3 protein-coding genes (1 of these 3 cut by a window edge) are annotated in these 26,097 nt (G+C 75.3%); all 3 read left to right on the forward strand.

The features are described 5' to 3' along the window. On the forward strand, nucleotides 1-20,999 hold the final stretch of the coding sequence (locus ABFY07_RS03940) for a lonely Cys domain-containing protein (protein WP_346173067.1). The gene continues 21,208 nt to the left of window position 1, outside the view; 20,999 of the gene's 42,207 nt are visible here — the last part of the coding sequence; its start codon lies beyond the left edge, outside the window; the stop codon is at nucleotides 20,997-20,999. Between the two features lie 269 nt (nucleotides 21,000-21,268). Then, a complete protein-coding gene (locus tag ABFY07_RS03945) occupies nucleotides 21,269-21,973 on the forward strand; it encodes a type VII secretion system-associated protein (RefSeq protein ID WP_346173125.1) in 705 nt (234 codons plus the stop codon). Nucleotides 21,974-22,321: 348 nt separating this feature from the next. Further along, nucleotides 22,322-26,080, forward strand: a complete 3,759-nt coding sequence (locus tag ABFY07_RS03950; RefSeq protein ID WP_346173068.1) for a hypothetical protein — start codon at nucleotides 22,322-22,324, stop codon at nucleotides 26,078-26,080. Nucleotides 26,081-26,097: the final 17 nt, after the last annotated feature.

Consider the following 26,097-nt stretch of genomic DNA (forward strand, 5'->3'; position numbering starts at 1 on the left):
ACGCGGTGGCCGCGGTGTTCCGGCGCCACCTCGACCGGGCGCTGAGCGCGCTCGGCGCGGCCGGAGCGGACCTGTCCGCAGGCGGCCTCACCCTCCACGTGACGACCGACGGCACCACGTCACCGGATCCGGCGCCCGCCTCGGTGACGATCGGCATCACCGCCGACCGGCACTCGGCGACGGCACTGCGCCTGGACGAGCTGCGGCAGGCCGAACCCGGTCTACGGGACGGTCCGTTCCGGCCGGCCGCCCTGGCCAGGCGCGTCCTGGGCCTGGCCGACGCCACCCCGGTCACCGGCGCACTTCGCGCGGACCTGTACGCGGTGACCGACGCGGCGATGCGGGACGGCCGGGCGGGCAGCCTGGCGGAGGTGGCGGCGTACCGCGCCGAGAAGGACGCGGAACGCTACGCGGCCCACCGCTTCACCACGGGCGGCACCCGCGCCCCGGGCCTGAACTGGACGGGCCTGCCCGACCGCGAGCTGTACACGGACACCATCGGCCTCCTGGAGGAGCAGCCGGGCGCCACCCCCCGGATCCTCGACTCGAAGGTCCCCAGGTGGCTGGGCGGCCCCACGCCGTACCTGCTGGCGGCCACCATGGACGGCGACCGGGTGAGGATTCCGACGCTGGACCGCACGACGCGGGCCGTGAGCGCCGAGCGGTTCGTGGCGGAGGTCCTGAAGGACCAGGAGCTGGCGAGCCTCCCCGCGGACGCGCCCATCGTGCTGGCCATGCCGTTCGCCGGCGACGGCGAACAGTACCTGGCGCGGCTCCTGGCGGAGCGGACGGGCCGCACCGTATGGGCGCACAGCGGCGACGCGCGGCTGATGACCACGCCGGACGGCCGGCTGGCCGTCGCGGTCTTCACCGCTTCCGGGCGCCCGGTGGGCTCCTGGTTCCCCGTCCCGCCCGGCATGCTGCCCGACCCGGACGGCGCGGACGACACGGACGACGGGAGCGACGAGGACTGGCACGAGGACGTGCTGTCCTCCCCGCTGGCGAGCGCGGCGACGGACCTGCAGATCGGCCGCGCCTCCTACTCGCCCGACCATCTGGCTATACGGGAGGAGGACTTCCGCCACCTCGACCAGGTGACGAAGTACGTGCACGCCAACTTCGCCACCGGCACCCTCTCCAAGACGTTCCCCCTGGAACCGGCCGCCCGGGGGAAGCTGAAGGCGTTCTTCGCCGCTCACGGCGGGGCGGGCTACACGTCCTTCGCCCTGGCCGACGGGGGAAAGCACACGGCGTGGGGCGACGCGGGCGCCAAGTGGCTCAAGAAGCGCAGGAGTTTCACCGGCCTCCTGAAGGACAAGGAGGACTGGCTCGGCCTGGTGATGTGCCAGGCGGGTTCCCCGAAGGACAGCGCTGTCCCGTCCCGTCGCGGCTACGGCAACGCCGGCGCGTTCGTGCCCAACCCGCTCAGGAACGTCGCCCAGGGCCAGCACTACGCGAACGAGATGCGGAACAAGACGAGCGCCACGACCGTCAGCTCAGGCGTCTTTTTCCACAACGGCGAGTACGTCCATGGCCTGGTGACCGACCCGCAGGGGCGCTGGGGGTCGTACGCGGAGTTCTTCCCGGAGCCGGAGACCGACGAGTTGGACCGCCGGGCGCGCGCCATCGGGCTGCACAGCGGTCCGGACGACCCGGTGTCCGAGGAGGAGCGGCAGCGGACGCTGGAGCTGGTGCGGGCGCTGAAGCTGACGCTCGGGAACGAGGTCGACGACGACGTCCGGATCGAGCAGGACCCCGGCTACGCGGAACTGCTGCGCGGGGCGGCTGCGCTGGAGCGGATGTGGCGGGAGGATCCGCGTTTCCGGCAGGCGGGCCCGTTCACCCTGGAGTTCTTCCAGCGGGTCGCCGCCGCGAAGCTCTCCCTGGGGCAGGCCGGGCCGAGCCGAGCGGACTACCGCGCGGTGCTCGCCCAGGCCCTCGGCAGCGGCCCCGGCAGGTCACTGAGCGACTTCGTGACGCTGCCGCCGGCCGTGGACCGGGCCGTCGCCTGGCTGGGCGGCCCGGACGTGACGCGGGAGATCGCGGACGTCCTCCAGCTCTCCGGCCCGGACGAGGTGGGCGAGGACGAACGCTCGCGGATGTTCTGGGCGCGGGTCCAGGCGCACGAGGCGCTGGGCGCGCTCGACGCCGCCGGCCTGGACGCGTACACCGCGCAGGTGCTGCACCTGGACCCGTCCGAGGTGGACGACGCGCGGCGGGACCAGGCGCGGGACCTGACGGCCGCGGCGTACGGGGTCGGCCGCGACGGGGCCGACCCGGCCCAGGTGGGCGCCTACCACCTGGAGACCGAACAGGCCCTGTCCGCCGCCACGGCCATGCCCCCGGTCACGGCCGGCGGCCCGGCGGCCGGGCGCCATCTGCTGGCCACGCCGCGGGGGGACACCGCCGTGGACCTGTCGAAGCTCCACACCCCCGGCGGCACGGTGGACGCGCCATGGCACGGGAAGACCGCGGACGGGAGCGACCGGCCGCACCCGTACGTGGTCCGCGCCGAGCTGGACCGCAACGACCCGAGCCACCTCTTCGTGTCGTACGCCGGGGTGACCCGGCGGGTGCCGGCCGCGGAGTTCCTCGAACTGGTGGCGGGCGACCCGGAGCTGCTGACCCTCGACCAGGCCGTCCCCGTCTTCCTGGCCGTCTCCGAACTGGACCGGCTCGCCCCCGGCCTGGCGGAGGACCTGGCCCAGCGCATCGGCCGGGAGACCTACTCCACCGAGTTCCCCGTCGGGCAGCACACGGCCGGCGGGGCGGCGCACCCGGTGTTCTCCCTGCACCCCTCGCCCGCCACCGGGGCCACCCCCACCGCCGGGGACATCCGGGTGTCCGCTCCCCGCGCGCTGGACCCGGTGAGCATGCCGGGGCCGGTGCCGCCCCCGCCGCTCGACGCCGACGCCCCCGGCTCCTCGCGCGGCGACCGCCGCGCACCCGCCCCGACCCTGGAGCTGGACGCCCCGGTGCCCGGGTTGGACGACCCGCTGCCCGACCTCGGCGGCCGGGTGCCGGGCCTCGACGATCCGCTGCCCGACCTCACCACCGCCCTCACCGAGGTCCGGCCGCCCTCACCGCCCCCGCCCCCGCCGTCGCCGCCCTCGACGCTCGGGCCCACCCCGCCGCCCGGCCAGAACCCCCGGCCGTGGCCGGCCGGGCGGCAGATCGACGAGGAGCTGGAGAAGCGCCGCCGGCCGCGCGTCGACAGTGACATGCTGCCGCCGCCGCAGGTGCACCGGCCCAGCAGGTTCTCCGACGACAGCCGGATGCCGGGCTACGTCGACGGCTTCCTGGCGTTCCCCGGCGACGAGTCCGACGACACCGCCATGCCCATCGCCTTCGGACAGAGCGACGTCTACCTCCGCGGCTGGGAGCGGATCGTGGAGCACATCGACGCCGAGATGGAGGCGGAGGGCGCGGAGACGGCCTCGGGCGAGGAACCGTCGCGGCGCCACCGGGTGCGCGGCGGCGGTATCGACGAGTCCGTCTTCCAGCGGATGCAGCGCGCGATGCGCGAGCGCCCGCAGACCTTCCTCGGGGAGGGCCGCGAGTTCGTGTACCGCGCGGAGTCGGGGCGGCTGCGCAGGATGCACATCAGGGTCCGCAACTACGGTGAGTGGACCAAGTTCACCGACGGCACCTCCCCCATCAAGGTCGACAACGCGTCCCGCGCGCAGGCCAGCGTCGGCGGTTCGAAGACGGTCGGCCAGACCCGCCAGCTCGCCCCGACGGTGCCGCTGGGGCCGCAGTCGGCGGTCTTCTCCGCGTTCGGCCGGATCGGCCTCCGGCTGGGCCGCACCCGCGAGGTCAACTACTCCATGCAGGACCAGGTCCTGAACGTGGGGGAGACCCGCGGGTGGGACACCTCGCACCCGTACCTGGACGACGCGTACGTCGAGGTGCGCATCACCGACGCCGAAACGCCGCGCCCGGCCAAGCGGGGGATCCTGGGCACCCGCTGGCGGGCGAAGCCGGCCACCGTGGCGGCCCCGGACGTGGAGTTCGCGTTCGGTGTGCGCCACGGGCTGGGGGCGCGGCTGCCGGAGGCCGTGACCAAGGACCCCAAGCTCCGCCGGACCCCGAGGACGCTGGAGCTGGGGCCCGAGTCCGACTACCGGCTCGTCATCACCGAGGACTTCGGGCCCGTCGCGCAGATCCGCGACTGGGCGGTGGACCGGATCGGCGCCGAACCGGACTCCTCGGCCTACCGGGAGCTGGACCGGTTCATCTCCTCCCGGAACTTCCACCAGCTCGCCGGGCGAATGGCCCGAGGCTCGGTTCCGGGCAAGCCGCTGTTCGCCGACGACAAGAAACGCACCCCGCTGGGCGCTTTCGTCATCGAGCGAGTGGTCCCGGGGCGGGCCGTGCTGGCCTCGGAGACGGACAAGGCGGAGCTGCGGGATTCGGCCTTCCTGACGGTGCAGAACACCCGGAAGCAGACCAAGGCGATCGCCAAGGACTTCTCCCTCGTCCTCGGGCCCACGTTCAATCTGCCGACGTTCGGCCTCCAGAACGTCATCTCCGACTGGATGAACCGGGTCAAGCCCCGGATCCAGCTCGGCCCCAGCGCGCGCATCGGGCACACCCGGGGCCGCTCGGCGATGACCGGCGGCTCGGGCGCCGTCCGCTCGGTCGGCCGGGCCAAGAACGTCACCACCGACCTGTACCGGGTCGAGAAGACCGTCTGGATCCGCAAGACCGGGGACGCGCACGCGACACCGTTCACCACCTGGAGCCTGGACCGGATGACGCGCACCGAGGCGCGCCGCCTGGCCGGCATGGAGGACGAGAACACCTTCGGCGCCACCGAGCCGTACGCCCCCGCCTACCTCACCGAGAACCACCCGCCGACCCTCGGCATGGCCCGGCCGGTGCAGTTCCTCTACGCCAACGGCCGCTACAGCCGCAGGTTCGTGGCGGCCACCGAGGGAGAGGACACCTCCTCCGGGACCACGCCCCCGCCCGTCGCCGAAACCGACAGCGGGACCGGGGCCGGCACCGGGGCCGGCACCGGGACCGGCACCGTGCCCGCGATCGAGCCCGGCCCGGCCACCGAGGCGGGCCCGCAGGTCACCTTCGCCGAGCGCAACCGGCTCGACTCGTTCACCCGGCAGGTGCTGACCGCCGTCTCCCGCAGGTACCCGACGATGGTCGCCACACTCGAGGAGCTCGGCGACCCGGGCGACAAGAGGTGGCGCAACCACGCGCACTACCAGATGGTGCTGCACAACACGCTGACCGTCATCAACGCGCTCTCGCACCACAGCATGGCCGGCAACCTGGAGGCGATGAGCCGGACCGGCATCCGGATCGGCCTGGTGAACCCCGGCCGGTTCACCCGCGGTTACTACCACATCTGGATCGACGCGGAGCTGACCAACCGCACCTATGTGTCTCCCACGGACACCATCCTGCGCCACAGCGCGCCCGGCGCCACGACCCTGGGCGAGAGCCAGTACGGGGTGCAGGGAGCCGAGTTCGGCTTCGAGGCGCTGGCGTCGGTGCGGGACACCGCCGTCGACGACATCGGGTTCCCCAGCCACGCCCTGACCGGGCAGCTCGGCTACCAGGCCGGCTGGCAGACGCGCGACGAGTCCAACTACGGCGCGACCGCCACGTTCGACCAGATGTCGATCAGCACCAAGCCGGGCAACCTGTACTCCTACGATCTGTCTCTCACCGTGAGCACCGGCGGCTACTGGCGGCCCCGGAGCCTGCTGCGCGGCCTGGTCAGCTTCGGCATTCTCGGCACCTCCTTCTTCGTCCGCGGCCCCAAGAACCGGGGGGACATCATCGGCGGCAACGCCGAGGTCCCGGCCGTCCGGGGCAAGGTGCTGCTGAGCATCCCGGCCGAGCACTCCCCGAAGTCCGACCCGCACGCGCCGGGCGCCGACAACCCGTACCTGGACCCGAACCCGGTCACCCGCGCCCCGATGACCCGCGACGAGGCCAGGAAGCTGCTCGACGCCTCCACCGAGGACGGCCGGCAACCCGGGCCGCTCGAGGGGGTGCCCCACCAGACCCTCTCGGTGGTGGCCGACAGGACCTCCCCGGGAATCGTCGACCGGGTCCTGGCCAAGGCGTCCCACAACAAGTGGCAGCTGACCCGGGTCGGCGCCCCCGCGCACGACGCCGCCGTACGCCCGGAGCAGCCGCAGTTCCTGACGGCCAACGTCGACCAGAACGCGAGCGCGACCGGATCGCGCACCACGGGCCTGTTCGGCAAGGGGCCCTACATCGACTGGCTGGCCACCGTCGTGCACCGGATGCGGGTCACCAACCTGCGCGCGCTGACCCGGCCGCAGCCGATGGAGACCGAGATGACGGTCGGCGGCAGCAACAGGATGTCGGGGGCGCAGAGCAAGTCCTTCACCCAGTCGGCCGGTCTGACCGCCGTCTACGGCCACTCCCACCAGCAGGGTTCGGCCGTCACCGGCAACTACGGCATGGTCTGGCGGCCGTGGTGGCGCACCCGGGGCGCCAGCGGAACCATCACCCGCACGGTCACCTCGGACATCAACCGGGTCGACCAGGGCCACCAGGTGCTCGCCACCGGCGACGCCGAGCACGAGGTGGCCGCCGAGATGCGCTCCTCCGGCGTGCTCTCGCCGCTGGGCGCGGTGGTGCGCAGGCTGCGTGACTGGGCCGGGGAGCGGCAGGTCGTCAAGGGCGGCTGGCTGGGCCACCTGCCCGAGCGGGCCGCCCACCGGCTCGGCCTCATCCGGGGCGACGACCTCGGCGGTGGCCCGACGTACACCCGCCGCGACTGGCTCCAGCCGCGGTGGTTCCGCAAGGCGCCGTTCGCCACGTACCCGGTCGACTCCGTGGACACCTCCAAGGTGGTGGAGGAGTTCGAGCGGCAACTGGACGACCTGGCCATCGACGACGAGAGCCGGGAGGCCATCCACCGGCTGACCTCGGCCCGGGTCACCCGCGCGCTGCGCCGGGAGATGATGGGCACGGGCTCGGCGGTGACCGCGAGGATCGGCGGCCCCGGCTGGAAGCAGATCCGGATCGGCGGGCGGAACGTACGCATCCGGGCGCAGCTCGAACCCGTGGGGGAGCCGCGTTTCGTCCAGTTGTGGCCGCGCACCGAGCTGGAGGACCACCGGTGGGCGGTGGAGACCTACAGCGACGGCTTCTCCAGCGGCCGGGGCAGCGACGCCGGAACACAGGTCAACGAGGGCGTCCACACCGGCGATACCGATGTGCCGACGGCGGGCCCGTCGATGGCCGAGACCGGCTCCAACCGGCAGAACGTCTCCGCGACCGACACCCGCGTCCGGGGCCGGGTGTGGTCCTCGTACACCAGCGAACCGCACGCCGAGTACGCCACCCGCTACCGGCTGCGCATCACCATGGAGATGGGCCGGAAGCGGGGCGACGGGCCCAGGCACCCGGAGACCCGGCGGATCGAGCACAGCGGTGACGTCGGCATCCAGCGCGAGATCGTCCCGCTCAGCCTGATGCGGCCGGACACCGCCCGGGACTCCGCCCCGGCGAAGGGACCGGACCCGCTGGCCCCGCCGGAGATCGGCGACGAGCCGACCGCGGTGAACGTGCTCACCGGGAAGGACTCCCCGCTGGAGAAGAGCAGCGATATCACCGGTGTTCTCGATTCCTGGCGCGCCATCACCCTGCCCGACGGGACGCAGGGCCCGTTCGTCCCGCCCAAGAACGGCTTCCACGTCCGCAACGTCATCGGCGCCGAGAACATCCTCGCGGCCGGCACCATCGCGCTGGCCAAGGCGTACGACAACCGGCTCGCCACCACCTCGGGCCGGCTCACCGGGGAGGAGCTGGAGCGCGTCCTGCGCACCGCGCGGATCACCCCGCTGACCGCCGAGGGGACCGGCTCCGCGCAGGTGCTGGAGGACTCCCTCGGCTCCGGGGCGCTGTCCGCGTTCTTCGAACACGCCTCGGGCAACAGGGGCTACGAGACCGCCGGCCTGGTCGAGAACGCCCTCGCCGACCGCTCCGAGGGAACGCTGCGGGTGTTCTCCCGGCCCGACTTCGCCGGTGCGCGGTTGATGGCGGTGGCCGACGGCGCCCGGATGGAGTCCGCCACCCGGATCACCCAGAGCGACAACGCGACCGCCTCCCAGGGCGGCGACCACAACACCGTCCTCGGCGCCGCGCCCGCCCTGAAGTCGGACACCACCGGCTCGGCGAACCCGGGCGCCTCCGGCACCGGCGCCGACACCTCCGACAGCGACGGCCGGGTGATCGCGGGCGATCAGGCCCGCCAGGTGACCGTCAAGCCCAACACGGGCCGGGTGTTCGCGTTCGCCATCCCCACCGCCTGGCTGAGCGTGGCCGACGTCCACCGGCAGTTCAAGGACCTGCCGTCCAGCAACTGGGTCCGCGAGCACCTGCTGGGCTCGCTCGGCGGCGTCAAGCCGGGCCCGCAGACCGTCGAGTCGCAGACCCACGTGCTGGCCTGGGTGCGGGAGGACGTCGCCCGCCAACTCGGGCTGATCACCGACGACAACTTCCCCGAGACCGTCGCCAAGGCATGGGACAAGGTCAAGGACGCGGCCAAGACATGGGCCGACGAGGACGCCAAGTACTGGGAGCTGCGCCGCGACCTCCCCGACCTGCGGGAGGCCGTCGAGGCCGCCCGGGTGGCCCGCTCGGTGGCCCGCCGGCAGCACCGGGAGGCCCAGGCCGCGGCCGGGGCGGAGTACGCGGCGGCGCGGCAGGACCTCGCGGCGGCGACGGGCGCCGCCGACGCCGCGCTCACCCAGGACCCCGGGGACTTCCCGGCCCCGGTGGGCGACGAGCTGCGGTCGGCGACGGAACTGGCCGAGGGGGCGCGGCAGACCCTCCAGGACGCCCTGCTGACCGACCTGACGGACGACACCACGCCCGCGCGGCGCGCCGCCGCCGAGGCCCGGCTGGAAAGCGCCCGGCTGGCGCTGTCCGAGGCGGAGGACCTGGTCGGCTCCATCCGGCGCCGGGAGCGGGACCGGATGGAGGCGGAGGCGCGGGGGGCCTTCGAGCGCCGGACGGCCGTGGCCGACGAGCGCGTGGCGGGCGCGCGGGACGCGGCCCACGCGGCGGCCCAGGCGTTCCGGGCGGCCGAGCGCGCCATGGAGGCGCGTATCACGGCGGTGCGGAGCCAGGAGCGCAAGGCCGAGAACGCGGCGGACGCCCTGCACCACCTGCGCGCCCAGACCGACCGGCTCACGCACTGGCACCGGCTGCCCGAGGACCCGCCCAGCGGCGAGGAGGGCGCGGTCCCGACCCGCGCCGGGCTGCCCGAGCCCAAGGTGACGGACTGGGAACCGGGGAAGACCGAGCGGACCGAGAACCCGGCCAAGCACTCCGACAAGCCGAAGCTGGTGCGGGCGCCGAAGCTGGACTCCATCACGGAGGAGCCGTCGGCGGAGCCGAAGCCGGCGCGGAAGCCCAAGCCGGCACCGAAGCCGCCGTCGGGGCTGGACCCCATCGCCGAGGAGACGCCCGAGGACCTGACCGAGGACCTGACCGAGGGTAAGGCCCCGGCGCCGGACACCTCCGACCCGGGGAGCACCGGGGACGACACCGGCACCGACAGGTCCGACGGGTCCGACACGGGGACGGACCGGCGGCATGACACCCCGGACACGATGTTCCGGGAGGAGCCCGAGACCTCCGGCACGCCGCCGCGGTACACCGAGGTGACCTCCCTCCGCGACGGCGCGCCCGCGCTGAAGTCCCCGGAGGGGACCACCCACCGGCTGCTGGACGTCCCCCAGGACAACTCCTTCTACCGCGCCTTCCAGCGCGCGCTGCCCGCGGCCCGCACCGGTGCCGACGGCGCCCCGCTCGACGCCGCCGGGCTGCGGAACGTACTCGCGGACGCGGTGGAGGGGCTGCCGGACGACTCGCCGCTGCTGGCGTACTTCTCCCCGGACGAGACGGACACCTTCACCGCCGCCGAACTGGACACCGCGGCCCTGGACCTGGGCACCGACACCCCGCAGCGCCGGGAGTTCGACGCCCTCGGCGTGATCCCGCACTCGGCCGGCGACCGCCCCGGCCCCGAGCGGCGCTACCAGCCGCTGAGCCCCGCCCAGCGCCGCGGCCTCGCCGCCGCCCAGCTGCGGCGCGCCGCGGACGCCGCGAACGACACCGGCTGGGACCACAGCGCCGCCGACCTGCTCCCCGCGCTCGCCGCCCGGATGTACGGGGTGGGCGTGCGCGTCGTCCGCGAGGACGGCACCTACCAGGACTTCTCGCCCCACCCCGACCGTCCGCTGTCCTCCGGCGCCGAGCGCGTCGTGCTGTACGTGGCCGACCGGCACTTCCGCGCCGTGGAAGCGGCCGCCGTGGCCGAGGGCCCGCCCCCGCCGCCGAAGCCCCAGCCTCCGGCGGACGACTCCCTGCTGACCGCCCACGCCACCCGTCCGTGGACGTGGGAGGGCCTGGAAGACGAGACCTACGCGGAGCAGCCCAAGTTCGACGCGGCCACCGACATCCTCACCCTGACCGACCCCGACGGCTACACCTACGACCTGGTCACGCCCCTGGCCGGGGACGGGAACCTGTTCTACTCCGCGATCGCCGTCGCCCTGGGGGCGGCCCCCACGGGCGGCCGCGGGTTCGAGGTGATCGACGACCTGACCGAGCTGATGGACACGGCGCCGCTGCCGCGGACGGCCCAGCTCGACCCCCGGGCCACGTTCACCGAGGACGAGCTGTACGAGGCCGGGTTCCGCCCGCTGGACGCCGTGCGGCGCCGGGAGTTCCGGCGCGGCGGCGGCCGGCTGCCCGAGTCGTGGCCGCCGCCGCCCGACTGGGTGCGGGACGGCCTGATCCGCGCCCACCTGCGGAGTTCCCGCCGCTGGAGCCGGGGTACGGCCCTGCTCGCCGCCGAGTTGGTGGCGAAGCACATGAACCTGCACGTGACCTACGTGCACGAGAACGGCACGATCGACACCTTCGGCACGGCGTCCGACGACGTGGACAACGCCATCGTCCTGTACGAGCGCGGCGGCGACTTCCTCGCGGCGATGCCCCGAGACGCCCGTAACCCGCGCGGCCCCTGGAACTTCCGCACCACCAAGCCGGCGCCGCCCCCGCCCGCCCGTTCGGCGACGACCCCGCCGCCCGCCCAGCTGGCCCCGCCGCCGCCCTCCCGGCCCGCGCCGCCCCCGCCCTCCCGGCCCGCGCCGCCCCCGCCGGTGGTCGACCTGCCCCCGGTCGGACCGCCCGGCGGCAAGGGCGCGCCGAAGCCCCCGCCCACCGGCCGGGGACGGCGGCGGCCGGTCAACGACGGCCTGCCGTTCGGCCTGGACATGCCCCCGGCCGGCACCCGCAGCCGGTCCGACGCCGAGGGCCGGTCGCTGGTCCGCCCCCGCGACCTGCGGAGGGCCCTGGACCTGCTGGACACGCTGCGGGCGGGGGTCCCCGAACTCGGCGAAGGCCCGCTGGACATGGACGCGCTCGCCCGCCATGTGCTGATGCTGGACCCGGACACGCCCGTGACCGACGCGCACCGGGACGAACTGCTGGGCATCGCGCTGGCCCCCGAGATGGCCGCCGCGCCCAGCCTCGCGGTGCTGGCCGGGTTCGGTCTGGCGGAGCGCGGGGCGACCGTCGTCCGGGACTTCGGATACGACGTGGACGCCCTCGCCGCCCGCGTCCTGCACCTGGACGCCCCCGACCCGGCCCGGCGCCGGGAGCTGGTGCGGCTGCTGGAACGGGCCACCGACGTCGGGATCGACGCGAGCCGGAGCGCGCGGCTGGCCACGTTCCACCTGGCGACCGGGGGCCTGTTCACGCCGGAGCGGGTCATCCGCCGCTTCGACGGCACGGCGATGGGCCGCGACGGCGACCAGCCCCTCCCCGCCCTGGACCTGGACCTGAGCCAGGTCACCCTGGTCGGGGCCGGGCCCGACGGCAGGCTCACCTTCGACACCACCGAAACGGCGCCCTGGGACCGGCCGGAGGGCCCGGCGCCCTGGGTGGTCCGGCTCAACGGCCCGCTGGGTGAGGGGCTGCTGTCCGGGCGGGTCCCCGTGGAGGACCTCGCCCACCTGCTCCACATCGACCCCGAACGCCGCGCGGGCGGCGAGATCGTCCTGCTGCTCCCGCGCACCGACCCCGCCGCGGCGGGGCCCGTTGTCGAAAAGCTGCTGGACGCGGTCGCGCGGAGCACGGGCGTGAAGGTGCACACCGCCTACGGCATGGCGGACTTCTACACCGACGAGGACGGCCGGACCACCATCGCCCTGGGCCCCGACCGGCACGGGCGGCAGCGCACCGCCGCCGACTTCGTCTCCGCCGGCCCGAGCACCGGCGTCACGACCACCACCGGCGTCACCCCCCGCCCGGCGACCGGCCGCAAGCGGCCCCGTCCGCGGGCCGGGGCCAAGCGGCACGCTCGTCCGCTCGGAGCGGCGCCGCCCTCCGCCAAGCGGCCGCGCAGGGTGCCGCCGGCCACGATGCCCGAGGCCCCGCCGCGGTTGCCGAAGGGGCCGGCACCGGAGGAGACACCGGCGGACGGGACGCTGCCGAAGGAGACACCGCCGGACGGGACGACACCCAAGGTCTCGACGCCGCCGGAGGGGACGACGCCGGAGGGGGCACCGCCCAAGGCGCCGCCACGGTCGCCCATCATGACGTCGCCGGTGGGCGGCACCCCGGGCTGGGCCCGGGGGCGGCCGCTGCCGGTGCCCGGGGACGGCTTCTGCCTGCTGCACGCGTTCCTGGCGAGCGGCCCGCTGCTCGTCCGCGACGCCCTGCCCGGCCTGGCCGCGGACGGCCGGTCCACCGCCGACCGGGACGCGTACGCCTGGCTGTCGGACCCCGCCCGGGTCCGGGCCGACCTGGCGCGCGCCGCCGCGCCCGGCCCCTCGGACCGCCATGTCCTCGACGCCATGCGACGGTTCGTCGCGGACCACCTGACCGCGAGCCGGGGACGGCTGCCGGTCGAGATCGTCCATCAGTACCGCAACTCGGTGCCCGGCGGACTGGCCGCGGCCGTGGACCGGATGGACGAGGTCGCGCTGGTGACCCGGCTGACCGAGCTGGGCGTCCCCGTACCGGACCAGAGCCGGTTCCCGAGCAGGGCGCAACTGCGCGGGGAGATGGGCGACCTGGTCCTCCGGCACACCCCGCTGGACGACAAGGAGCTGTCCGGCCTGCGCGCGGCGGTCCTGGACTGGGACAACAGCTGGAACTCCGACATCGGCGACATCTTCCCCCACCTGCTGGCGCACGCCTTCGACGTACGGATCGACATCGCCTCGTCCCACAGCCGGGCCGACGGGCGGCCGGGCCTGCGCGGCATGCGGCGCGGGATCGGTCCCGCGAGCGCCGCATGGGAGATCGAGCTCTTCCACAGCAGAGTGGTCGACGCGAGCGGGCGCCCCATGGGAGGAGACCACTACGAGGGCAGCACCGCGGCCCCCCGGTTCGCCTCCACCACGGCCCCCGCCGGCCGTGCCACCACCGGCCCCGGCACCTCCACCGGCGATCCGGCCACCGGACCCGGCCCCACCTACAGCGGGCGCCCCGCGGCCGGCGGGACCGCACCCGGCGGCCCCGCACCCCGACAGGCGCACAGGCCCGGACCGGGCAGGGTGAACCGGCACCGGCCCGGAACCCACCGGACCGGGCCGTGGGCGGGCTCCCGGGGACGGCCCCGAGGCCGGTGGCAGTGGCCCGACCGCGCCGTCGGCAGCCCCTCCTCGCCGGGCCGCACGGTCTGGCTCACGCCCGGTGAACCGGCCGCCCGGGCCCGGCTCAACCAACTCCGGTCGGCCGACCCCGAGCTGCGCCACGGCCCGCTGGACATGGACCGGCTCGCCCGCCGCGTACTGCTGCTCGCCCCCGAGGAGCGGGTGACCGGCGACCGGCGCGCCGAGCTGATCCGGCTGGCGTCCTCGCCCGAGGCCCGGAACGTGACGAGCCTGGCGGGCCTGAGCGCGCTGTACCTCGTGGACCGGGGCGTGTTCGACGACCGCTTCCGCGTCACCGACACCCGGGGCCGTCCGCGGGGGATCAACTGGACCGGGAGCCCTATCCCCGCCGGCCTGGATCCGAGCACCACCGCGGTGATGGTCCGCCGGGACGGGGGGAGCACCGTCGGCGACGTCCGGCCGGCGTTGTGGGCCTCCGGGCCGGGCCGCCCCGACCCCTATTTCCTCGCCACCTCGGGCGAGGACCGGATTCTGGTACGGGGCCGCGCGGGATTCGCGCGCCATGTGCCGTTCGAGGTGTTCAACGAGCTGATGGCGCTCGACCCGGTCATGGCCGCCCTCCCCTGGGACGTCATGGTGGCCCTGATGATCCCCGGCCTCGGCCGGATCGTCGCCCGGCCCCGGGCGTTCGCCACCCGGCACAACCGCAACGTGGTGTCCACCAGCGGCTTCCTGACCGTCATGGACCTTCCGGGCCGGGCGGGTCACCGGGTGCTGGGCCTGCTGGACGAGGAGGGGCGGCCCCGGGGCGACTTCTTCATGTCCCATCCCGGGCCCGTGGCCGCCGGCCCGGGGACGGACGACTGGGTGCGGGACGCGGACACCTTCCCCCTCCCCGACGCCGACGGCTGGGTGACGGGCTTCGTCTCGGCCGACCTCGGCGCCGACGACGACGGGGGCCGGACTCGGCTGCTGGGCGCCGCGCGGGTGCCGACGGCGACCTCGTTGGTGACCTACAACGCCCAGCTCCATGCGTATGGCGCGAAGCGGGACGTGCCCTGGCCGCTCGGCACGACCGTCTACGAGGCCCTGCACGGCTTCCCGGGCGTCGTTTCCTGGATCACGCGGGACGGGCGCCGTGACATGAGCGGCCGTGACCACGCCCGTGCCGTGGTCCGCTGGTTCTCCCTGGCCCAGGTGTCGCCGCGCCGCTCGCAGGCGCTGCTGATCTGCTTCTCCGCCGCGCGGCCGGGTGTTGGCGGCGTCATCGGACACGGAATGTACGACGGCCCGCTGCCGTTCGTCCCCGACCCGCTCGCCGTGGTGGCAGTCGGACAGGACGTGGCCAACGAGACCAAGGCGACGGCGTACGGCCCCCTCCACCGCGTTGCCACGCCGACGCTGGCGGACGGCACCCTGGCCGTAGCCCTGTTCACCAACGCCCGCGGGGAGGGCGACCGTCTGGTGAAGTTCCCGCCGGAGCCGGAGGACACCGCGCTCGACGAGCGGGCCCGGACGGCCGGGCTGCACCACGGCGCCGGCCCCGCGTCCGAGGCGACGCGCGACCGGGCGCTGCGGCTGGTGCGCGCGCTGCGCGAGGCATTCGACGACCCGGACGTGGACCTCCGGCCGGACTATCCGGACCTGCTCAGGGGCCTCGGCGCGCTGGACCGCATGCGCGAGCGCGATCCGGACCTCGACCGCGACGGCAACCGCAAGTTCACCCTGGACCTGCTGCACCGGGTGGTGCGCCGGTTCCCGCCGGGCCGGCCCGGCACGCGGCCCGGTGGCCCCGAGCACATCCAGGAGGTGCTGGCCTGGGCCGACGCCGCGTGGCAGGCCAGGCCCGGGCGCCCGCTCGGCGGCTTCGCCGCGCTGCCGCACGTGACCACCGCGCTGAACCGGCTGCCCGCGGCGGGCACCCCGGCCGCCGAGGCCATGGCCCGGGAGGTCCTGGGCCTCGGGGCCGGGCAGCCGGTGGGCGAGGCGGAGCTGTCCTGGCTGCTGTGGACCGAGGTCAGGCTGCTGGAGCTGCTGGACAACATCGTCGACGGCGCGGAGTTCGCCGCCGGCGTGCTGCACCTCGGCCGCCCCGACCCGGCTCGGTTCGACGAGGCGGTCGCGCTGGCGCGCAAGGCGCTGGCCGTGGGCCGTTTCACGTTGCCCGAGCTGGCCGCCTACCACCTGGAGAGCGCGGGCGCCCTGTCGGACCGTACGCTCGGGAGGAACACCGCGGGCGCGATCAACGGCCGGGACCTGAGCCACGGCTCAGCCGGACTGGACGGCGACTTCGACGCCAGTGTCATCACCCTCATGGACTACGCGCCCGACGGCTCGCTCGTCGAGGTCGGCACGGCCCCCGCCCCCTGGTACGCACCGGGCCACCCGGCCCCGTTCCAGTACGTCTTCGACGGCGGCGTCCTGGGCGCGCCGGTGCCGGGGCAGGAGTTCGGCGAACTGGTCTTCCGCGACGCCATGCTGCACGGCGCGCCCTGGAAGGCCGACATCCTCATGGTGGCGGACGGCGCCCGGCCCCCGGCCGGGGCGCCCCTCGCCGGGACGCTCGCCGGGGAGGGCGCGCGGAACTCGGGCCGCGGAGTCTGGGCCACCTCCGGCCGGACCGGGATCCACCGCCGGCCGGGGTCCCGGACATACACCGTGTACATGGCGCCGGACGCGTGGGGGCGCCGGCCTCAGCCGTCCGACTGGGCCCTCATCAGGCCGGGCGATCTCACGCCGCCGGCCTCGGGGCCCGCCTGGGCGCTGCCGCCCGCGGGCGGCCCCGTGGCCACCTACGGGATCGGTCGCGCGGCGCCGCACGCCGTGGAGCCCGCCGACACTCCGGCCGCGCCGCCCGGAGACGACGACGCCACCGCCGACGACGCCACCGCCACGCCGCCCCCGGACGACGGCCGCCAGGACGCCGACACCCTCGCGCTCGCCTGGGACGAGCACACCCGGGCGCTGGCATCTCTCGCCGAGGCGGCGGACGCCGCCACGGACACCGCCACGGACACCGGCACGGACGCCGCCGGGCGGCTGGAGGACGCCCTGGCGCGGCTCGAGGACGCCGTGGCCCGGCTGTACGGCCTCGGCGTCCCGCCGGCCGAGCTGACCGCCGCCACCACGCCCCGGGACACCGTCGCGGTCCCGGCTCCGGCCCTGGGCGAGGACCTGCGGGGGTGGCTCGCCGGCCAGGTGACGGCCGAGGACCTGAGCCAGGGCGCGCCGCGCCTGGACCCGGACGAGTACGTCACCGTCGCCGAACTGCGGGCCGCGGGTGGTGAGCTGACGCCCGCGCTGGAGCTGGAAGCCGTCATGGGCGGCGACCGGCTCCAGGCAGGGCGTTTGACCCCGCAGGACCAGGTGCGGCTGCTGCTGCACCGGCCCGGCCCGGGGCCGGACGGGCTCGACACGCTCGCGGCCGAGGTGTCGCGGCGGCTGTGGCGATCGGCGTACGCGGAGTTCGCGAAGGCCACCGCGGCGCGCGAGAACGCGGCCCCGGCGGACAACCCGGCCCCGCAGGACAACGTAGCCCCGCAGGACGGCGCGCGACCGCAGGACGGCCCCGGGGAGCAAGGCAGCCCCGGGGTCCCGGAGGGCTCGGGCCTGGATGCCGCTCGGGCCTGGGAGCTCGCCGCCTTCCTGGTGCTGCCCCTTCCGCCGTACGCGGCGCAGGCCGACGTCCGCTACGCCGGGGACGTGTTCCGCGAGGCGGTACGGAACGTCGCCGAGCACCTGCTCGTCCACGGGCCGAACGCCCGGTCGGCCGGGGAACTGGCCGACACGCTGCGGCGGGAGCTGGGCCTGCGGCCCCGGTGGACCGAGGCCGCCCCGCCCGCCCCGCTTCCCCGGCCGGTCGTGTCGACGGCCGCGGCGTCCTTGGACGGGGAGGCATGGGACGCCGACCTGCTGGACTTCGAGACGTCGGCGGAGTCGGACTCCGACGACGACATGCCGGACGCCTTGGACGACTCGGCGTCCGAGTCCTCCGACTCGGCGGACAGCCTGTTCTCGGACGACGCCCGCTCGTCCGGAACCGAGGACAGCGACTCCGATTCCGACTCCGACTCCGACTCCGATTCGGATTCCCACCGCTCAGCACCGGTCTCGAAGCCTGTTTCCCGTACCGCGCTGCCGCCGACGGCCGGGGTGCGGTTCGTGCGGGGATCGACCGCGCTGCCCGACGCGGACAGGGCGAACGTGCGCAGGCTGGCCCGTCGCCTCGCCCTGGCCGGGTTGCGGAACCACCGGGCCGGGGCACCCCTGCCGGAAGTCCTCATCGTCGGCTTCGGCAACGACGTACGGTCCAACGCCGAGCTGCCGGCCCGGCAGGAGATGGCCCGGGAGCGCGGTGCGCGGCGCGCCCAGGCCGTGTACGCGCACCTGACGCAGGAGCTGGCCGTCGCGCTGGCCACCCTCCAGCGGGACCTGCCGGCGGATCAGTCGCGCCTGGGCCCGCACGACTTCGAGCTGCGGAAGTACGGCCTCCCCGAAGTCCCCCCCAACAAGAGGGTCGCCCAGTTCCCCCGGCCCACGCTGATCCGGATCACCACCGAACCCCGCGCGGACGCGGCGGAGACCCTGGACCGGCTGCGCCGCCGGGAAAAGGGCATGCGCCACGGACCGATGGACGTGTCCGCACTCGCCAGGCTCATCCTCCACCTGCTCCCAGGCACGGTCGTCGACCAGGGCGTCCGGGACGAGCTGTTCGACCTGGTGCTGGAGGCGGACAAGGCGGGCCGGGCGACCGGCCTGGCGGCGCTGGGCGCGTTCCACGCCCAGCGGCGCGGCGTACTGGACGACCGCCACCGGTTCACCGACGCTGACAGACCGGGGGAACCCGCGGGCGTGAACTGGACGGGCTCGGGCGCCGCGGAGCTGGACACCTCCGAGGTCGATCTGGTCGAGAAGGACAAACAGGGCACGGCCACCGCCGAGTGGCTGGACGACCAGCCGTGGGACTGGGACGAACCCGCCTATGTCGTGGCCGCGGCGGGGGACCCGCGCAAGATCGTGGTGCCGTGGCCGGACCGCACCACTCGGGACCTGGGGATCGACGAGTTCGCCGAGCTGATGGCGCACGACCCGGGGCTGTCGAAGCTGCCGAAGGACGTGCCGATCGTGCTGGCCGTCCCGTATGCGGGTCGCGGCCTGCTGTTCCTGGCGCGCCGGCTCGCGTTCCGCACCGGCCGCCTGGTGTACGCGCACAGCGGCGATGTGGGGCTCGTTGTCGAGCAGGGGAAGCCTGCGAAGCTCCAGGTGGTCCATCACAAGGGGGATCCCGAGGGCGACTGGGTGCCCAATCCTCCCGACCTGGACCCCGGTTCCCCAGACGACGTGCCCGCCTGGCACCATGACGTGCAGACCTGGCCCATGGTCAGCAATCGGACCAGGAAGCAGTTCGGACGCGTCATGTTCACCCCCGCCGAACTGGCCGGCTTCCGTGAGGCATTCTTCCGCCGCATCGACGAGGTGACGTCGTTCGTCCACTTCAACCCCGCCACGGGCGAATGCTCCACAAGCTTCACGCCGGCGGACCCGGACGAGGCCGCCCCGGGGGTCTACCAGGGCGGCCACGGATTTGCGGGGGGCATCGCGGTCCCGATGTGGGACGGCAGCACGCGGATGCTGGACGGTCCCGGGACGCAGCGATGGGCCCGCGCGCGGCGGAACAGCATGTCCGTCATCCCCGCGGATTACTGGGCCGACCTGGAGATCTGCTGGGCGGGTTCGCCCAGGAACACCCGGATACCCCTCGGCGACAACGCCGGTACGGGTTTCCCCGGGCCGTTCGTCGCCGACCCGCTGGAGAACGTGCCAGTCGGTCAGTACTACGCCAACGGGCTGCGGCGCAAGGTGCGCTGCACCGTCCGGATAGCGGGGCTCACGGAGACCGGGCCGCGGAACCGCCGCGTCTACTTGCGCGCGATGCTCACCGATCCCCAGGGGCGGCGGTCCGAGCGTGCGAAGTTCTTCCCCGAGCCGCGGGCCGCCGAGCTGAAGCGCCGGGCGCGGGCGATCGGTTTCGGCGGCCCGGACGGAAGGGTGTCCGGACCGCAGCGGCACCGGACGCTGCGGCTGGTGCGAGCGCTGAAGCTGGCGCTGGGCAACGAGGTGGACGACGCCGTGCGCGTCAAGAAGGATCCTGAGTACGCCAGGCTGCTGCGCGGGGCCGCCGCGCTGGACCGGATGTGGCACGCCGACGGGCGGTTCGACGCCTCGGGCCCGTTCACGATGGAGCTGTTCCACCGGATCGTCGCGGCGAAGCGCCCCGCGGGTCAGACGGGTCCGCGCCGGGCGGACTACCGCGCGGTGCTCCTGGAAGCGGCGAACGCGGCCGACGGCACGCGCCTGAGCGACTTCGTGACGCTGTCGCCGGCCGTGGACGCGGCCAGTTCCTGGAAGGGCGCCCTGTCGGCAGCGGCCTGGGACGGCGTCGTCGGGCCGATGCTGGGGGTCGGCGCCGCCGACGTGGAGGACGGCCATCGCTCCCGGGCGTTCTGGGCCCAGGTCAAGACCCATGAACTGCTCTATCGCCCCGGTCTCGACGTCGACGGGCTCGCCCGGAAGGCCCTCCACCTGGAGGCGACCGACCCGGTGGACGCCGCGCGCCGGGAGGAGCTGTGGCGGCTGGTCGCCAAGGCGTACGCGCGTGGCCGCGACGCCGCCGATTTCCATGTGCTGGCCGCGTTCCACCTGGAGGCGGCCGAGCCCTTCTCCTGGGCCTGCCGGCTGAAGGACCCGCTGCTGAACGGGGAGAACGCCGGGAACGACTGGTCCACCGGGACGAGGATCGCCCGACTGGACACCTCCAGGATCCAGACGCCCGACGGCCTCGAGGACGCCCCGTGGACCGGCCAGGACGACGCCGGCTACGAGCGGGCCGTGCCCTTCGTGGTGCGGGCGTCCTACGACCCGTCGGACCCGGACGCCCTGCGCCTGCGCTTCCGCGGCAACAAACCGGTCTTCCGGGTGCCGTTCGAGGAATTCGTGGAGCTGATGGCCTACCATCCCAAACTCGTGGACCGGCGCCTCAACGGCGTCCTGGTGCTGGACATCCCCGGCCTCTACGACACCCGCCTCGCGGACATGCTGACCGAGCGGCTGGGCCGCCCCACCACGGTCACCAGCGGCACCACGGGGATCGCCCGCCCCAGCGGGGCGCAGCACCCGGTCCTGTCCCTGTCCCCCTCGCCGCTGGAGGCGAAGCCGACGGCGGCGAGCTGGGTCCTCAGGGAACCGGTCGAACCCGCCACCCCCACGAACGCCCCGCTCCCGGTGCCACCCGTGCTCAGCGGCGCGCCCTTGCCCGGTGGCGCGCCCGTGGGCACCCGCCCCGGCACGTGGCATGGCTGAGGGCGGGCGTAATCTCCATGGGGCGCCACGCGCCTCGGGGGACGGGGCGGGCACACCGGGCAACCCCGCGCGGGCGCGCCCACATCACCGACCATGCCGAGCATTCCCAGTTGTTGAGCACCATCGGCCCAGTAAGCGAGGACAGCATGAGCGACAACGGCGCTTCCGCCGCGGTCACCCCATCCGAACCGGCCGAGCGGCCGGCCGGTTCCGCGGAGTTCGAGCCGGCCGCCGATTCCCCGGAACCCGGGACGTCCCCCGACGGCACGGTGTCAGGGGAGGCCGACGACACTGAAGCTCCGGAGCCGCCGGAGGAGTTCGTCAAGGCCGCCAAACTGGCGCCGAACCACTGGCTGTACCTGACCGACCCCGCGTGGCAGGGCGAAGGCCCGCCGCCGGACTGGGCGGTGGTGGGCCAGTGGCGCTCCGACGACGACGGCGAGATCGTGGAGTGGCAGGACAACGAGAGCTACCAGCCCTCCCCGGAAGCGCTCGGCTGGCCGGAGCCCGAGGACGACGTGGACGCCGCCATCCAGCTCGCCACCACCGGCTACGGTCCGGCGGAGGCCGTCACCGCCGCGCTGGCCAAGGCGGAGGTGGCGGTGCTGGTGACGGCGAACGGCGAACCGGTGAGCGCGTCGGCGCCGGACGGCGGGGCGGTGGTCCCCATCTACACCTCGCCCCGCTATCTGCACGCGGCCGGCCGGCTGGGGTTCGAGCGGGTGCGGGTGCCCGCGCTTCTGGAGCGGCTTCCGGAGGGGCACAGCCTGTGCATCAACAGCTCCGCCCCGGTCAGCATGGTGATGACCACGGACGGCCTGGCGGACATCATGAACGCCGCGGCCGAGGCTCCCGCGGAGGAGCCCGCAGAGGAGCCCGCGGCGGGGGAGGCCGGGGAGGCCGGGGTCGAGTGGCCGACGATGGTGACCCGCGGGGACACCGCACCGGACTCCCGGACGGGCGAGAGCCGGTGACCGAGGCGTCCGCCTCCGCCCGGCGCCGGGAGCGTCCTCGGAGAACACGCCCTCGGATGGCAACCCGGTGACGGCCGACACCCTCTTCTCCACCATGAAGAACGTAGTCATCGCCACACTCGAGACCCAACCGTGTCGTGCCGGTGGCGATCACGAGTGGAACATCTAGTTCTGCCGCCCGTAGCTGGACAGGGACACGTGTTTGCCATATCCACTTCGTATACTCCAAGCCCCCGGCAGCCCCGGGCACTTCAATCCCATGGGACGACGACCAGGTGACAACGGCATGAGCGAGACCCCCCGCCGGTGTGCCGCCCCGGCCGAGCCGGAGTGCGAAGGAGAGACGACGTGACCCGTTCCGGCGGTGGCCGGCCGCGCTGGTTCGGCGGCCGGGGCAAGGCGGGACGCGGTGACCGGCGGCCCTCCGCGGCCGCCCCCGCCTCGCTGGATGCCCCGGGGGCCGACGCCCTCGGGGCGGGGCCGGACGAGGTGATGCTCGCCGAGGAGTACGGCGCTCTGATACTCCTGCGTTCCGCCCAGGACACCACGATCAGCCAGACGCAGGTCGACGAACTCGTCGAGCTGCTGGGCCCCGAGACGGGCATCGCCACCATCGTGACCGGCGCCACGCCCGCGTCCGGCCCCCGGGTGGAGGAGTTCTGGCAGCGCCTGGGGGAGGTGTTCGACTCACTGCGCGAGGCGGGCACCGGCACCGTACGGCTCGTCATGTCCGGCGCGGGGGAGGAGCGGCCGGACCGCCCGTCCGTGGCCCGGCGGGTCGCCGACGCGTGGGAGCTGGAGGTGATCGCCCCGGACGGCGACGTCCAGATCGTTCCCGGCGGATGGCTCTTCGTCCAGCCCGATCCGCCACCCCGCAAGGGCTGGTGGAGCTTCTCCCCGGGTGTCCAACCGGTCGCCCTGGGCACCCGTCAGCCCGCCCCCGCCTGGCAGCCCGGGGTCGAGCAGGTGCCCGCCCGCACCGACAGCGGCTGTGTCATCGAACAGATCCCGGCGGGGCTGCTGGCCCGCTCCCCGCATGCGACCGCCCCCCAGCGCGGCGACCTGTGCTACTCGGTGCCCGTCGACCCCCGGGGCCCCACCGTGCTGGTCGGTGTCCCGGAGGGCGGGGACGTGTCGGCCTCCGACGTCGGCGAGGTGCTGTCGGCCCTGCCCCAGGCCCTGTGGTCCAGGGTCCGGCTCGCGCCCGGCAGCCCCCGCGACATCCTGCGCACGGGGCAGTCGGCCGCCGACCTGCTCGACACCGAGATCGTGGTCTACACGGGCCTGCCGCTCCTCGCCCCCGGCGGCCCCGCGCAGCGCGGCGCGGCCCGCGCCGTACTCGTCGGCGCCGACGGCACCCCGCGGTGGCGGCCCTTCGTGGACGCCGTGGTGTGCGCCCCCTCGACGAAGGGCGAACCCGCCCCGAGCCCGCGCCTGCTGCGCTGGACCCCGCCGCTGCCGGGCCCCGGCAACGTCGAGCACGGCATCGTCCGGCTCTCCGACCGCTGGCAGATCACGGTGACCCGGGCGGGCCTGTGGATCACCGAACGCGACGGCCAGGCGCCCGCCACCTCGACCCGTGATGTGGACGCCGAGGGCCCGGCCATCGAGGTCGGCCGCCCCGGCGAGGCGCTGGACCCGTCGCTGTGGCCCGAACTCACCCGGCTCCTCGAGAGCCTGGGGGCCGATGTGCGCGGCCGGGCGCGGCTGTACGTGCACGGCACGAACACGGACGGCGGCCGCGAACTGCGCGCGATCGCGGCGCGGCACGGTGTCCGAACCCTCCGCTTCACCCCCCGACCGGCCTCCGCCCCCCGCCCGACAGCAGCCCCCGGCCCGATACCGAGCACTGCCCCACGCCCGGCCGCCCACCCCACCACAGGCGCCCACCCGACCCCTGCCGGCGCCCGCCCGGCCGTCGGCGCGCCCTCGCTCCCCGGCCCCCGCCCGGCCGCCGCGCCGGGCTCGGCCGCCACCCCCACACCGCGTCCGGCCGCCGCGCCGGGCTCGGCTCCCGCGACCCCCGCGTCCCGTCCGGCCGCCGCGGCCCCCGCACCCCGTCCGACCACCCCGGCCGGGGCAACGGGCTCGGCCGCCGCCGCGGGCTCAGCGCCCGGCACGCGCCCGAGCCGTGGCACACCCCCGCAGCCCGGCGGCCGCCCGGCCCCCGGCGGCCGCCCGGCCCCCGGCAGGGGCCCGGCACCCGGAGGCCACCCGGCACCCGGAGGCCACCCGGCACCCGGCGGCCGCCCGGCCCCCGGCAGGGGCCCGGACCTCGGCAGGGGCCCGGACCTCGGCAGGGGCCCGGCACCGACGCCGGGCCACGGCCCCGCCCCCCGCCCGACGCCCGGAACCCCAGCGGCCCCCGGCACCGGCCCGCGACCCGGTGCAGGCCGACTTCCCGCCCCGCGCCCGGCAGGCGGTACGGCTCCGCCGGCCGGCCCCCGCCTGTCCGGAGACATGCCGCCGTCCCCCGGCGGGCCGGCGGCGCCCGGCGACCCCCCGGTGCCGGGCAGGCCCTCGCCGCCCGGCGCGGACCCGAGTCCGGGTCCGCGGTCGGGGCCCGGGCCGTCGCGCGTGAGCGGCCCGTCTCCGGTGTCCGGCGGCTCGTTTCCGTCGGCTGACGGGGCCTCGGAGCAGGGCGCGCCCCGGGCACCGCGCCCCGGTCCGGAAGAGGGGCCCGCTCCGGCCTCCGCGCCCAGCGCGGCTCCGCCCCATGGCGACGTAAAGTCGGTCCCCGGCGCCTCACCGGCCGAGGGCCGGAACCCGGGGTCGGGCCCGCGGTTCGGGCGCGACTTCTGGGCCGCGGCCGGTTCGTTCCCGGCGCCTGACAACTCGTCGGCGTCCGGTCCCGCCCCGTCGCCCGACAGGGGCGCGGGGTCCGGCGCGGACACCGACTCGGGCACCCTCGCGGCGCCTGGTACGCCGCCGGGCCCCGGGGAACCCACGGTCCCCGACCGCCACCCGGCGATCGACGCCACCCCGGCGGCCGACGCGCCCCCGGCGCCCGGGGCGGAGGAGGATGTGTACGTACCGCCGCCCCCTCCGGCGCGGCCGCCGATGATGAGCGTGTCCTCGGGTTCCGGCGACCCGGACGAGAAGGGGCCCGAGCCCACGGGGACGGAGCAGTCGGCGGGGCCCGAGCCCGAACCCGAGCGCGTTGAGTCCGACCCGGAGCCGGAGCCGGAAACGGCGCCGGAACGGGAACCGGAAACCGCGCCGGAATCGGAAACGGAAACCGCGCCAGAACCGGAAACCGACCCGGAAACCGAGACCGCGCCCGCGCCACCGGTGCGGCGGGTGGCGGCTCCGTTGCCGCCGGTGCCGTTCCGGCCCGGCCACATCAGCACCGAGGCCGAACGCAGCGCGTTCCGGGCGCTCGCGGAGGCGGTGTGGGACAGGCACGGGACCGCCGTGGGCCGTATGCTCACCCGGATGCCCGCGCTGCGCGGGCAGGAACAGGAGGCGGCGCGCGCGGACCTGATCGCGCTGCACCTGTATCTGACCACCTCCAAAGGCGAGTTGAGCCACGACGAGCTGGCCCGCGCGCTCCGCGGTGGCGACAGGCCGCTGCTGCCGTACGCCGCCTGCCTCGCCTCGGCGCTGCGCCGGCTGCCCTCGTACCGCGGTGTGGCGTTCCGCGGCGCCGGGGCGGAGGGCATCGCCGACGGGCCGGCGCCCGGAGACCTGCTGCGGGATCCGGCGCCGGTGTGCGCGCTGCCGCTCGCGCCCGGCGCGCCGCGCCCGCGCGGTGCGCAGTACGTCATCTCGTCGGTCACCGGGCGCCGGGTGCGCCAGCTGACCGACCAGCGCTCAGCGGGTGCCGCCCGGGACGAGGTGGTGTTCCCGCCGGGCACCCTGCTGCGGGTGCTCGATGTACGTGAGGAGGGCGGCGCGCCGCTGATTCTGCTGCGCGAGGTCCCCCTCACCACGCCGCACGCACAGCCCGAGCCCGGCGCCGCGGAACTCGATTCCGCGGACCGCGCGGCGCTCGACCGGATCGACGAGGTGTTGCGCGGCCACTCGGTGGCGCCGGGCCCGTTCGACTGGCCCGAGTTGTGCGACGGCCCCCTCGGACAGTCCGCGAACCGGCCGGTGTCCGACTGACCAGGCACTACCGAAAC

Source organism: Streptomyces sparsogenes subsp. cuspidosporus, assembly GCF_039532705.1.
In the GTDB taxonomy this organism is placed as follows: domain Bacteria; phylum Actinomycetota; class Actinomycetes; order Streptomycetales; family Streptomycetaceae; genus Streptomyces; species Streptomyces sparsogenes.